At 37.5% G+C, this 14,105-nt stretch carries 11 protein-coding genes; 4 read left to right on the plus strand and 7 right to left on the minus strand.

Features of this window, described 5'->3' with window-relative positions:
• Entirely contained in the window at positions 1-597 is a 597-nt protein-coding gene (locus tag AX762_RS09600) for a thymidine kinase (protein WP_071848914.1), read from the minus strand.
• A gap of 193 nt (positions 598-790) precedes the next feature.
• On the opposite strand from AX762_RS09600, the gene manA reads away from it, so the two are divergent.
• A complete protein-coding gene (manA, locus tag AX762_RS09605; RefSeq protein ID WP_071848915.1) occupies positions 791-1,741 on the plus strand; it encodes a mannose-6-phosphate isomerase, class I in 951 nt (316 codons plus the stop codon).
• Positions 1,742-2,184: 443 nt separating this feature from the next.
• On the opposite strand, the gene AX762_RS09610 is transcribed toward manA, so the two are convergent.
• The 4 genes from AX762_RS09610 to AX762_RS09625 form a co-directional block, all read right to left on the minus strand.
• Complete coding sequence (locus AX762_RS09610; protein WP_071848916.1) at positions 2,185-4,047, minus strand: ABC transporter ATP-binding protein; 1,863 nt, start codon at positions 4,045-4,047, stop codon at positions 2,185-2,187.
• Positions 4,047-5,768: an ABC transporter ATP-binding protein gene (locus AX762_RS09615; protein ID WP_071848917.1), complete on the minus strand. Its 1,722-nt coding sequence runs from the start codon at positions 5,766-5,768 to the stop codon at positions 4,047-4,049. Before AX762_RS09615 ends, AX762_RS09610 begins: the two co-directional genes overlap by 1 nt.
• Positions 5,765-6,406, minus strand: a complete 642-nt coding sequence (locus AX762_RS09620; protein ID WP_071848918.1) for a TetR/AcrR family transcriptional regulator — start codon at positions 6,404-6,406, stop codon at positions 5,765-5,767. The genes AX762_RS09615 and AX762_RS09620 overlap by 4 nt, the downstream gene beginning before the upstream one ends.
• 137 nt (positions 6,407-6,543) lie before the next feature.
• Entirely contained in the window at positions 6,544-7,746 is a 1,203-nt protein-coding gene (locus AX762_RS09625; protein WP_143139345.1) for an AI-2E family transporter, read from the minus strand.
• A gap of 170 nt (positions 7,747-7,916) precedes the next feature.
• On the opposite strand from AX762_RS09625, the gene AX762_RS09630 reads away from it, so the two are divergent.
• The gene (locus tag AX762_RS09630; protein ID WP_071848919.1) at positions 7,917-8,954 is read left to right on the plus strand and encodes a lactonase family protein; all 1,038 of its coding nucleotides are present in this window, start codon (positions 7,917-7,919) and stop codon (positions 8,952-8,954) included.
• A 47-nt stretch (positions 8,955-9,001) separates the two neighbouring features.
• Positions 9,002-9,625, plus strand: a complete 624-nt coding sequence (locus AX762_RS09635) for a flavin reductase family protein (protein ID WP_071848920.1) — start codon at positions 9,002-9,004, stop codon at positions 9,623-9,625.
• Between the two features lie 50 nt (positions 9,626-9,675).
• Here AX762_RS09635 and AX762_RS09640 read toward each other — a convergent pair whose 3' ends face one another.
• Complete coding sequence (locus AX762_RS09640) at positions 9,676-10,176, minus strand: PTS glucose transporter subunit IIA (protein WP_071848921.1); 501 nt, start codon at positions 10,174-10,176, stop codon at positions 9,676-9,678.
• A 203-nt stretch (positions 10,177-10,379) separates the two neighbouring features.
• On the opposite strand from AX762_RS09640, the gene AX762_RS09645 reads away from it, so the two are divergent.
• Positions 10,380-11,201, plus strand: a complete 822-nt coding sequence (locus AX762_RS09645; protein WP_071848922.1) for an undecaprenyl-diphosphate phosphatase — start codon at positions 10,380-10,382, stop codon at positions 11,199-11,201.
• 343 nt (positions 11,202-11,544) lie between these two features.
• Here the strand turns inward: AX762_RS09645 and AX762_RS09650 are convergent, their stop codons facing one another.
• On the minus strand, positions 11,545-13,983 hold the full coding sequence (locus tag AX762_RS09650; protein WP_071848923.1) for a glycogen/starch/alpha-glucan phosphorylase: 2,439 nt from the start codon (positions 13,981-13,983) through the stop codon (positions 11,545-11,547).
• Positions 13,984-14,105 lie beyond the last annotated feature (122 nt).

A 14,105-nucleotide genomic window follows, 5' to 3' on the forward strand; every position in this document is an offset into this window, starting at 1 on the left:
TTAATTATTACCTCTTTCTAGGTCGTGTTTTATCAAAGGGTTACTGTAGTGTTTTCTACATACCGGGTAATAGGACTCATTCCCACCTATGGCGATCTGCTCTCCCGTGTATATTGGTTCCCCGTCATGTACACGTAAATTCATAATTGCTTTTTTATGACAGAACCAGCAAATGGTTTTCATTTCTTCTATCTTGTCAGCTAAAAGTAGTAATTGCTCAGACCCTTCAAACAACTGATTTCTAAAATCATTTTTCAAGCCAAAAGCCATAACAGGAATAGACAGTTCATCTACTATTTGGGCTAATTGATTGACATGTGTTCTTTTTAAAAATTGCGCTTCGTCGATCAACACGCACGCAACAGGTTTTTCCATCTCTTTTACAATTGAAAAGATATCCGTCTCGTCTTCAACGGGTATGGCTTTCCGTTTCAATCCAATTCGACTCGAAATATAGCCTGATTCATCTCGAGTATCCAAAGCACTCGTAAACAAGACTACAGGCTTTTCCTGTTCTTCGTAATTATGTGCCACTTTCAAAATTTCAATCGATTTTCCACTGTTCATTGCTCCAAAACGAAAATACAATTGCGCCATGAATAATTGCCCACTTTCTTTAGTATACTTCAGTCATCTCTTTTTCGTCTATTTAAATAGACTCCAATCCTTATAAATTATAAGTGATGCTAGTAAAAAGTACAAGTCTACAATAGATACTGCTCTATTTTTTCTGCATGTTTTCCCTTTATATGCTAAACTAAAGAAAAAAAAGTGATAGGAGCATGTATGTATGTCAGAGCCTATATTTTTTAACGGTGAATTTAAAGAAAAATTATGGGGTGGAAAGAAATTAAATGAATTTTTTAATTATCCTATTCCAAGTGAGAAAACAGGAGAATTGTGGGCTATTAGTGCTCACAATAACGGACCAAGTACTGTAATCAACGGACCTTATAAAGGGAAAACCCTAAAAGATTTATGGGATGAACATAAAGAGTTATTTGACTATGCTGAAGGAGCTGTTTTTCCGCTCCTGACAAAAATATTAGATGCACAGACAGATCTATCGGTTCAAGTTCATCCTGATGATAACTACGGCATGGCACACGAAGGTGAATTAGGTAAAACAGAATGCTGGTATATTATTGATGCTGAAGAAGGCGCTGAGATTGTTTATGGCCATCACGCTCAATCAAAAAAAGAGTTAGAAGAACTTATTGAAACGGGACAATGGGATAAGCTGTTACGAAAAAAAGTAGTGAAACCCGGAGATTTCTTTTATGTTCCTAGCGGGACTATTCACGCTATTTGTGGTGGCATAATGATTCTAGAAACACAGCAATCGAGTGACACAACATACCGTGTTTATGACTACGACCGTGTTCAAGATAACGGAGAAAAAAGAGAATTGCATATCGAAGATTCTATTGCCGTCACAACTGTGCCACATATCGACCCAGAACTAGAATTGCAAACCATAAAAAAGGAAGACTCTACAGAAACTATTTTGGTTACAAATTCATTCTTTACTGTAAAAGAATGGAATATAGAAGGTAAAGCCACCTTCCATAAAGAAGCTCCTTATACATTAGTGAGCGTACTAGGCGGTCAAGGACAGTTGATAATCGAAAACACTATTTACAATTGCACTAAAGGTGATCATTTTATTCTTCCAGCATCTGTTAAAACCTGGACATTTGAGGGTACTCTGCACATGATTGCTTCACATCCAGGAAAATAACAATAAAAAGCACCCGGAGAATCAGTATGAAAACTGATTCTCCGGGTGCTTTTTATTGTTAATGACACATTCGGTCAGTTCAGCTGTTGTCACCCTTCCTAAGTGTCGAACCTGGTTCAACTTCGGTCGTTTCAATAAATTTAGTCGCTCCTAACTACCGAACCTGTGCTTATTCGGTAATTACTACAACACTTTCCATCCCTATGTGTCGAACCTGCCACAACTTCGGTCGTTTCAATAAGTTTAGCCGCTCCTAACTACCGAACCTGTGCTTATTCGGTAATTACTACAACACTTTCCATCCCTATGTGTCGAACCTGCTCACAGTAACGTTTTCAATTAAACGAAACACAACTAATATTGGAATTACAATACCTATTAAGTCTTGAGATTATAATTCCCTATACTAAAAAAAGCTGTCTCCTCATGAGACAGCTTTTTCTTTATACGGCTTTTAATTGTGCATCTGGCGTTTGGAATTGTGCGTTATATAAGTCGGCATAAAAGCCGTCTTGTTCCATTAATCCATCATGATCGCCTGTTTCCAGAACATCACCGTGATCCATAACGATAATTTTGTCTGCATCTCTGATTGTAGACAAACGGTGAGCTACCACAAAACTCGTTCTGTTTTCTAGCAGTTTAACCATTGCGCGTTGGATCAAAATTTCAGTACGCGTATCTACAGAAGACGTTGCTTCATCTAATATTAAAATTTCGGGATCGGCAAGGAATGCTCTGGCAATCGTTATGAGTTGCCTTTGTCCTTGAGAAATGTTTGTCCCTTCCTCATTTAATATCGTATCATAACCGTCCGGTAAACGTCTGACAAATTCATCAACGTGAGCAGCTATTGAGGCTTCGAGTATTGTATCTTCACTCGGCTCTTCATCGTGACTACCATATTTAAGGTTTTCCCAAATCGTTCCATTAAACAACCATGTATCCTGCAGAACCATTGAGAATTTTCTTCTCAAGTCATTTCGCTCAATATCTCTTGTATCGATACCTTCATAACGAATACTTCCACCTTTAACATCATAAAACCGCTCAAGTAAATTGATCAGCGTCGATTTCCCTGCTCCAGTTGGTCCTACCACAGCAATCATCTCACCTTCTTTAACGGTTAAATTGAAGTTTGTCATCAGTAATTCGTCATTGTCATAACCAAACTGAACATGTTCAAATTCAACCTTGTGTGGCGAACGTTTTTTGGGTTCCAGACCGGAATGTGTTTCTTCCATCGGCTCCTCATCAAGCACTTCAAAGACTCGCTCACATGAAGCGATGGTTACTTGAATGGTGTTGGCTAAGTTTGCAATCTGTCTGACGGGTTGTGAGAATTGGTTAACGTATTGAATGAAGGCCTGCACGTTACCTAAAGACACAGTCCCGTTAGCTACACCTATCCCACCGACAATAGCAACCCCAAAGTATCCCAAATCTCGTGAGAAGCTAACTAACGGCATCATTATGCCTGTCAGAAATTGCGCTTTCCATGAGGCATCATTTAATTTAGCACTCTGTACCATAAATTTTTCTATTTCAGCTTCTTCTCGATTGTTCGTTTTAACTATTGTATGTCCTGAATACGTTTCTTCTACCTGATCATTGAGTATACCCAATTCTTTTTGCTGTAGTCCGAATTGTTTCTGAGACTTTGGTGCAACATAAGCAATGAGTAAGAAACTTATAGGAACGGTTACGATTGTTACCAGGGACAGTCGAATATCGATAGCGAACATGATAACCAGGACAGTGACAAACTGGACCACACTTAAAATGAATTGTGTCAATGATTGCTGCAGCGTGTTCGCAATCTGATCCATATCGTTAACTGCGCGTGACATAATATCCCCGTTAGAATGGGTATCATAATAACGGATAGGTAATGTCGACATTTTTTCCTTCAAATCTTTTCGCATATCATAAACTGTTTTTTGAGCGATGCGGGCGGTAATGAATTGCTGGAAATATCGGAACACCGCTTCAATGATGTACACAACAGCAACGATATATAAGATGTTTCGAATAAAGTCGAAATCAATAGGGAGAGTTTCCGCTACCGTTCCAGCTTCTCTCAATGCTGTTCCTTCTTGAATGCCCTGATAAATTTCAGTTGTCGCTCGCCCTAAAATGTATGGTGCTATCGTAGCCATTACTGTTGAAGCAATAACCATCAGCAAGGTGCCCGCTAAAGCCCAAGAACGAGTGGACATGTACCGGACAAGTCTGTGAGTCGTTCCCCAGAAATCTTTTGCTTTTTCAGCTTTTAAGTGAGCCGCATTTTTTTCGCTATCTTTCATTAAATGTCCTCTCCTTTCAACTGAGACTCCATTATTTCCTGGTAAACCTTGTTCGTTGCTTTTAATTCTTCATGTGTACCCTTACCGGCTATAATGCCTTTATCCAGAACGATGATTTCATCAGCATCCACAACTGTACTGATTCGTTGAGCAATGATCACAACGGCTACCTCTTTTGTTTCTGGTGCCAATGCTTCTCTCAGCATAGCATCTGTCTTGAAATCAAGAGCTGAGAAAGAATCATCAAACACTAAAATATCAGCATCTGTTACCAGTGCTCTCGCAATACTTAATCGCTGTCTTTGACCGCCAGAGAAGTTTCCTCCTCCTTGTTCAACGCGGGAGTCTAAACCTTCTGATAAACCCGATACAAAGTCCTTGCCTTGAGCTATATTCAAAGCATGCCATATTTCTTCATCACTAGCATCCGGCTTACCGTATTTCAAATTATCTCGAATGGTTCCGGAAAACAAGACCGCTTTTTGAGGAGCAAAACCAATAAGTTGACGCAATTCTCCTTGTTTGACATTTTTAATGTCAATACCGTTAACTTCTACCGATCCACTTTCTACATCATAAAGACGTGGGATCAAATTGGCTAACGTTGTTTTTCCAGAACCGGTTCCTCCGATTATAGCTAATCGTTCACCTTTTTTCAGAGTGAAATCAATATCTTTTAGAGCCAGTTTTTCAGCTCCTGTATATCGATAATTAACATGATTGAAGTGTAATGAAGCATCTTGTTCTTTATTTAATTTGGTCGGATGATCAGGGTCTTTAATAATATTAGGTGTATCCAATACTTCTATGATACGTGCAGCAGCAATCTGTCCTCTCGGCAGGAAAAAGAGGACCATAGAAACCATAAAGACGCCAATAAGAATTTGCATGGCGTAAGTCATAAAAGCGACTAAATTACCCACTTGCATATCCCCTGTACTGATCAATTGAGACCCAAACCAGACAATCATAATATTCGTTACACTTACTGCTAAAATCATTGAAGGCATCATAAATGCCAAGCGGGTGTATGCTTTAATTGACGTTGCAGCAAAGTCCCAGTTGGCTTCATCAAAGCGTTCTTTCTCATACTCATCTTTATTGAATGCTCGGATCACACGAATCCCTGTTAACCCTTCTCGAAACACCTTATTGAGCCTGTCTGTCTTCAATTGCATGGATTTAAAGATAGGGCCCGTAGATTTCAAAATAAATAATAATAGGAGACCTAAAATTGGCATAGAGACCAAGAAAACAAAGGCTAATTGAGGTTCTCTTATAAAAGCCATAACACCTGCCCCAATAACAAGAAAAGGAGCCAGCATCATCATACGCAAGACCATCATCATTACAAACTGAATTTGCATGACGTCATTCGTAGTTCGCGTAATCAATGTAGATGTTCCAAATTTGTCGATTTCCTCGTTGGTAAAATAAGATACCATTGTATAAATTTTTCTACGGATCTTATCACCTAAACCTTGTGATTCTTTTGCCGCGTAATAGACATTTATTAATGCAGCAACAATCGTGATCAACGTGAAGGCTAGCATAATAAAGCCTGTACGTATGATGTAATTTATATCGCCTTCTGCAACACCGTAATCAATAATATTAGCCGTGAATGTTGGCAGGGCTAACATTCCCACAACTTGTATGGCTAAAAATATCAAACTTAATAATATTCGCCACGGGTTCATCCATTTCGCTAATCTAATCATTCGCTCTCCTCTTTCTTATCGGAAATGGCAATGCCATAAGTGATCCATTCCAATCGTTTTGAAAATAAGACCTGGGTCTCACTGACAGATAATTCTTCCCAGAAACCTTCCATGACCGTGTCATTCAGCATGCTTAAAATATATCTTAAAACATCAATAAGTTCTGCTTCAGACGTCACTTTAAGATTACCTCTTTTTACAACATCAACTATGCGTTTACCGTCTGGTAGTTTATGAGATCTTGTCTGCTTAAAATCCACGCGGGCTTCTTGATTTATCTGATAATTCATGTGTAGATACATATTCTCAAAGAAGCCGAATTTTTCAGATTCCATGATGTATTTTATATATTTCTCACTGAATAGTTTATATCCTTCATAGAAATCACCATCTTTTTCCGTAAAACTTTTAAACATCAAATTGCGATAATTATAGCGGAATTTCCCAATCAAAAAGAAATATAAGTCTTTTTTATCTTCAAAATATTGATAAAAACTTCCTCGAGATATTTTAGCATTTTTTACGATATTTGAAATAGATGCTTCATTTAAAGACTTGGCCGAGAACTCTTTCATTGCTCCAGCTATTAATCGTTTCTTCTTGTCTTCGGGTAAATTAAAAAATGTTTGTGTCGGCATATCATAGCCTCCTTCTGCAAATATAAAATGACAAATTGTCACATTAAACTATTATATGTGACAGCTTGTCATAACGCAAGCGATTTTCTCTAAAAAAATACGTTTTAATCCCCGTTCCCAAGAATTAAAACGTCAGCTTATTTAGATGTTTCAATTATTTCCTTTGAAATTTCAGCTGTTTCATCTTCGCTCTCATAAAGACCTGAATACTTTTTATACCATTCAAAAAGCATTGAAACGGCTATTTTAATGATGGCATAACCTGGTATCCCAAAAACAACACCTATCAATCCAAATAAACGACCTGCAATAAGCAATAGAAAAATAATATTGACAGGATGGATCTTCAATGAACTGCCCAAAACCTGAGGAGAGATCACGCGGCCCTCCAGCAACTGTTCGATTCCAAAAACAATAAGGACTTTAAACAACATAAACGGTGAATCGACTACAGCTATAATCAGCGCAGGTATGGTAGCTATAATAGAGCCCAGATAAGGGATTAAATTTAATAAGCCTGCAAATATGCCTAATGTCAAAGCAAAATCTAATCCTATCAGCGAAAATCCAATATAGAACATAAACCCTACAAATATAGCTACAATCAGTTGTCCCCTAACATAATAGCTTACTTGTCTGTTGATATCTGTTAAAAGCTTAATAACCGTTGGTCTCGCTTTAGTAGGTATGAATTTTAAAGCTCTATGTGGTAAATCTTTCCCGTCTTTAAGTAGGTAATATAGAACAAACGGCGTGGTAAACAGCGTTATAAATAGACGAGTAATTATCCCGATTACACTGCCAATCCCGCCAACAGTTGCATTTAAAACAGCTGACATTTGATTCGTGACTGTTTCAATAAAGGGGGTTTCGCCATTTTCATTCATAAATCCTGATAAGGCTTGAGTATTAAAAAGAGATTCTATCTGACCAATAAAATTAGACCAATAAGACGGCCAGCTTTCAAAAAGCGAAGCAACCTGCTGTTGAATAATCGGAACAAGATAATTCATTCCTCCTATTATGAGAAGAATAACAACACTAAAAACGAACGCAATAGCCGAATTTCCAGAAAAACGTTTCTTTTCTAACCAGTCAACCACTGGCCTAAGGAGATGATAAAAGATAACGGCAAAAACGATTGGTGGTCCAATAATGCTAAACGCAATTGCAATTGGCTCAAATATAAAAGAAATACTGGTAATCATATAAATATTTACTGCTAAAAGAAAGATGATCAGAAGAACCGTCACAAATTTATTATCTATTATCTGCTTCCAGAACCAAGTCTTATACCATTGTTCAGTGTTTTTCTTTTTCTCTTTCTCTTTAATTTCCACGTCTTTCACCCACTCCTACTTCCTGCTAATTAGTTATATTTTAGCATATAACCTGGACTAAAAGGAACAGATATAAACCAACCCAAAATAGAGCAGTCTCTTTTGTATCCTGCTTCTTAATTCTGTTATACTATTTAAGTGAATTGAATCGATTTAAGGAGGAATAAAAAGTGAATCAAAAGATCTTGCTAGGTACGTATACTAAAAGAGAAAGTAAGGGTATATATAGCATAGAATTAGATAAATCAGAAAAAAAATTAAAACACTTAAAAGAAGAAGTGCATATAGAGAGCCCTACTTATCTTGCCGGGAATGAAGATTACAGTTTGCTTTTTTCAATTGCAAAATCGCCTGATGGAAAAGGGGGCATTAAATCTTTCAAGAAAAGTACAGACGGTTTATATACTGAAGTAGCTAGCTTGTTCGAAGAAGGCGCACCGCCTTGTTATATCGCATATGATCGGACTAAAAATCTAGTATATACTGCCAACTACCATAAAGGTGAAGTATGTGTATACCAGACATCACCAGAAGGTCAATTGTCGTTACTAGATAAAAATATACATTCAGGGAAATCTGTCCATGAAAATCAAAAGTCCCCTCATGCACATTATTTCGATCTTACGCCCGATGGACAGTTTCTAATTGCCTGTGATTTAGGTACCGATGAAGTGGTGATGTACACGCTTGATGAGGGAAACAAGTTAACTGTTAGTGATATCATCTCTTTTACTCCAGGAACAGGTCCCAGACATGTTGTGTTCCATCCCAACAATCGTTTTGCTTATGTGTTCGGGGAATTAAGCAGTGATGTTTTGGTTTTCAACTATAACAGTCAGACTGGAACATTGAGTCCTATTCAAACCATCTCATCTATACCACAGGATCATGAAACATTTAATGGTGGCGCTGCGATTCGCGTATCTTCTGATGGTAAGTTTCTCTATGCATCAAATCGTGGACACGACTCTATTGTCACATACAAAGTAGCTGACGACGGAACCTTATCCTTAGTTAATTACACGTCAACTGAAGGACAGACACCTCGTGATTTTAATCTTGATCCTTCTGAGGCTTTTATCGTTGTTGGTCATCAAGATTCTGACAATTTAACATTATTTGAAAGAAATAAAGAGAACGGGACACTCACACTCATACAAAAAGACGTATACGCCCCTGAAGTTATTTGTGTCCAATTTGAATCTTAAAAAACAGGTTTGATTAAAGTTTCGTCATACCATTGAAGGAGTCAATTATGCATCATTATAAAACAGGTGACATATCATTGAAGCAACAATACAAATTTTTAACAGGTAGCGTGATTCCACGGCCGATAGCATGGATAACGTCACTTAATGAATCAGGTGACATTATTAATCTAGCTCCCTTCAGTTTCTTTAGTGTGGCTTCAAACCAAGTGCCTTTACTCTCGGTCTCCATCTTGAGAACAGATGAAAAATCAAAAGACACAGCTAACAATATATTAAATCAAAAAGAAGCAGTTGTTCATATCGTCAGCCGGCCACTTACCGAAGAAATGAATGTAACGTCTGCACCTCTGTCTCCAGATAAAAGCGAACTGGAACGAACGCACCTACATTTAGTCGACAGCAATACAGTTAAAGTCCCCGGCATTAAAGAAGCCTTGATACGATTTGAGACAGTTTTATACCAATATATTCCCATAAAAAATGAATCCGGCGAGATTGTTACGGATCATTTCCTCTTGAAAGTGACTGACTTTCACTTTGATAAAGAGGTGTTTGATTCAGAAAAAGATTACATTCTGGCTGATAAATTAGATCCCATGGCTCGCTTATCCGGTATGGATTATTCTGCATTGGGCGATATCCTCTCGTATGATCGGCCCACAAATTAAAAAAAGCGTCCTTGGATATAAAATCTAAGGACGCTTTTTTGAATGCTGTTTTATTTTGAAGAAACGGTACCGATCTCAGTACCTCTGGTTGTTTCACCTGTTGTGTTTAATGTATAGTCATTAACTTGATCCATATTCGTAAAGACCACAATGACAGTGTCTTTCTTGCCAGCTTTATTCAAGCCTTCAAGATCAACAGTAGATACTTTCGTTTCAGGTGTAACTCTGTCGCCTTCTTTAACTAAGGTATCAAAAGGAACACCCTCGAGTTCTACCGTATCTATCCCTATGTGCACAAGAACTTCGATACCGTTGTCAAGTTCTAAACCAACAGCATGTTGTGTAGGAAAGACACTAACAACTTTACCTGATCCTGGAGAATAAACATCGCCATCACTTGGAATAATACCAAAACCGTCTCCCATCATTTTTTGAGAAAAGACTGGATCCTCTACTTCCTCAATTGGAATCACCTTGCCATTTACTGGACTCGTCAACGTTGCATTTGGATCTTTCGATTCTTTACCTTTTCCCTTTAGAAAATCAAACATTCCCATTTTTTCCCCTACTTTCTTTGTATTTAGGTTTTATATTGCTTATATCTATTTGCTTTGTTAGTGTTAATAATAGCATACTTAAGGAGAATCATGAACCAAAAAGAATTTTATATTAAATCATCCATAATTTCTAGCATTTTTACCTTAAGTTCGATATTATAAGGAAGCTAGTAAATTTTACAAAAGGAGTTATCCATGTGTTTATAGAAATTATCAAATCAATTATTTTAGGAATTGTACAAGGCATTACAGAGTGGTTACCTATTAGTAGTACTGGTCACATGATTCTTGTCGATGAGTTTTTAGTTTTGAATACCAGCGATGCTTTTAAAGAGATGTTTCTAGTTGTTATTCAGCTGGCTTCAATACTTGCGGTCGTCATTATCTTTTTCAGAAAGTTAAACCCATTTGATCGGGACAAGAATGATAACCAGAAAAAAGAAACATGGCACATCTGGCTAAAAGTCGTCGTCGGTGTGATTCCCGCTGCTTTCTTCGGCTTGTTGTTTGAAGATGTCATTAACGATGTCTTTTACAATTGGCAGACAGTCGCTGTCGCACTGATTTTTTACGGCATTGCCTTTATAATTATTGAAAAACGAAATGAAGGTAAAGTGCCAAAAATCGAGACCTGGGAACAGTTAACCTATAAAGTCGCGTTAATGATCGGTTTTTTCCAAGTGCTGGCACTCATACCGGGAACATCACGCTCTGGGGCAACCATTGTTGGAGCCATTTTAATTGGGGCAGCCAGACCGATTGCTGCGGAATATTCGTTCTTCCTGTCTATTCCTGTTATGTTTGGAGCCAGCCTGATTAAATTACTTGGCTTCGGCTTCAGTTTTACACCGGAAGAATTGATCATTTTACTTGTGGGCTGTCTCTTCTCATTCATCGTTTCAATCTTTGCGATTAAATTCTTGATGAACTACATCAGAAAAAATGATTTCAGCGTGTTCGGCTGGTATCGCATTATAGTCGGTCTTGTCGTTATAGGCTACTTTGCGATATTAGGATAATCAAAACTTCATATATACGAGAAGGACGGGACAAAAGTTCCGTCCTTTTTCTTATGCTGATCTTTTATCTAAAAGAAACATACTGAACATTCAAAGCCTTTCAACATGGGGAACGAATACCAGAAAAAAATAATCACATACTTAGAAAACAAAAAATCAGAGTCATTACTGGATTACCTCCCTCGTAACTAATCCTAACAGTTTGCAAGAGCAGTAAATCCGTATAGTATTACATCATCCTCATAATGCTTAAAATAATGGACATAAAAAGATCAGAGTAGAAGAAATCTACTCTGATCTTTTTGAGGCTACTGCAGCACCTAATTCATCGTATTAGAACCTACTATGCGAGAGGTTCATCTAGCGGTTGAACCCCTTTATTTTGTTTGATATATTGTTTCACTTTCCAAATGTCGTCCGCGTACCGTTTAATTGTATAATCTGCTGAAAATGGCGCGGATGAGGCAATGTTCAAGAGTGATTTTTTTGTCCACTCTTTCTCGTCTTTATAAAGTTCATCAATTTTCTCCTGCGCTTGAACATAGGAGTCAAAATCTTTCAAGACGAAATACTCATCATTGAAATGAACAAGAGATTCAAAAATAGCATTACCTTCATCATGTAGTCCGGGAATCGTCCCATCTATTAAGGCATCCAAACAACGACGAACTCTATCATTGGAATCATAAATCTCTCTTGCACTATAATTTTGAGCTGCTTTCAGTTCATATACTTCATCACTGGATAAACCAAAAACAAACATGTTTTCTTCACCAACAAAATCTCTGATTTCGATGTTGGCCCCATCTAGTGTGGCTAAAGTGAGTGCTCCGTTAGCCATTAATTTCATATTACTTGTCCCTGATGCTTCCATGCTGGCAAGTGAGATTTGTTCACTGATATCCGCAGCAGGAATTATTTTTTCGGCTAGTGAAACGCCATAATTTTCAAAGAAAACTATTTTCAATTTATCTCCTACATCAGGATCATTGTTGACCAAGTCGGCTAATGAGTTGATTACTTTAATGATTTGTTTCGCGTATACATAACTAGGTGCCGCTTTGGCTCCAAAAATAAATACCCGAGGCACAAAGTCCATTGTTGGATTCTGTTTGATCTCTAAATAACGATGGAGAATATGCAGCATATTTAAATGTTGACGTTTATAAGCATGCAATCGTTTGATTTGGACATCGAATAAGGCATTAGGATCGACTTTTATCCCTTTTACTTCTTCAATATAATCCGCCAATCGCTGTTTATTTTCAAGTTTTATTTCAGCTAATTTCTTGATTGTTTTTTTGTTTTTTTCAAAACTTTTGAACACTTTTAACTCTGAAGGATTTGTCTTCCATTCTTCACCAATTTTTTCATCAATAAGTTGAGTTAATCCTGGGTTGGAAAGATGGACCCAGCGTCTTTGCGTAATCCCATTGGTTTTATTGTTGAAACGTTCAGGATAAAGTTCAAAGAAATCTTTCAATACATCATTCATCAAAATTTCTGTGTGTAATTTAGCTACACCATTGACACTGTGGCTTCCGATGACTGCAAGGTGGGCCATGTTGACTACCCCATTTTGAAGAATTGCTGTTTGCCATGTTATGCGTTCACCGTAAAGAGGCAATGTTGTTTCAACAAAACGTCGATTGATTTCTTCGATAATCATATAAATACGCGGCAACAAGTCTCTCATCATATCTATTGGCCATTTTTCTAAAGCCTCACGCAAAATCGTGTGGTTGGTGTAACTACATGTCTTGAATGTAATTTCCCATGCCTGTTCCCAGGATAAATGTTCTTCGTCCAGTAATATTCGCATCATCTCTGGAATGACTAAAGCCGGGTGCGTATCATTGATGTGTATCGCTACTTTATCAGGTATATTTTTTCTAGGCACATTATACTTACTGAAATGACGTAAAATAGACTGCACGCCAGCCGAAACCATAAAGTATTCTTGCTTTAGTCTGAGTAAGCGGCCTTCGTAGTTTGAATCATCAGGGTATAAAACCTGCGTAATTTCTTTGATCGGTTCAGTTGCTGCCAGTGTATGGTAATTATCTTCTTCTTCAACTGGGATCTCCGCAGACCACAATCTAAGATTGTTTACAGTATCATTTCTATAACCGACCATAGGTGTATCATATGGCACTGCTAAAACATTCAGCGTATTTTCATACTTCGTTTCCATATGACCTAAGTGGTTCTCTTCCAACCAAACATTTCCACCGAATCTGATCATACAGGTCGATTTGACATTACGAGTTTCCCAGACATTTCTGTACCGCAGCCAATTTTCAGGCAATTCGACTTGATAGCCATCGACAAATTTTTGTCTGAACAAGCCATACTGATAGCGAATACCGTTCCCGTTACCGGGAATGCCTAAAGAAGCGAGTGAATCCATAAAACAGGATCCTAAACGTCCCAATCCCCCGTTTCCTAATGCTGGATCAGCTTCAGCTTTTTCTAATTCTTCAAATGACAAGCCCATTTCACTTAATCCTTCTTTGATTGTATCAAGCAATCCTAAATTATAAGCATTGTTTTTTAATTGTCGTCCTGGAAGAAATTCCATTGAAAAATAGTAGACTTGCTTCACACTGTTTTTTACATATTTTTCACGTGTTTCTTTCCAATTTTCAGACAAATAATTTTTCACGTACAAACCGAGTGCATTATATTGTTGTTCGGTTGAGCCCTCTTCATAAGAATAAGCGTACAAACCTTGAAATTGTACTTTAAAATCTTTTATAAACTCTTCAACTGTTAATATCATATGCATTCCTCCATGTGTTGCTAATAAGTATACCTTAATGGTAAAGATAAGAAAAGATACGCTGCATGACGCATTTTCTAATTATTTAGTGGACCGTCTAATTAACAATCTATTTATTCAAC

The sequence above is a fragment of the Alkalibacterium sp. 20 genome, from assembly GCF_001885615.1.
Lineage (GTDB): Bacteria > Bacillota > Bacilli > Lactobacillales > Carnobacteriaceae_A > Alkalibacterium.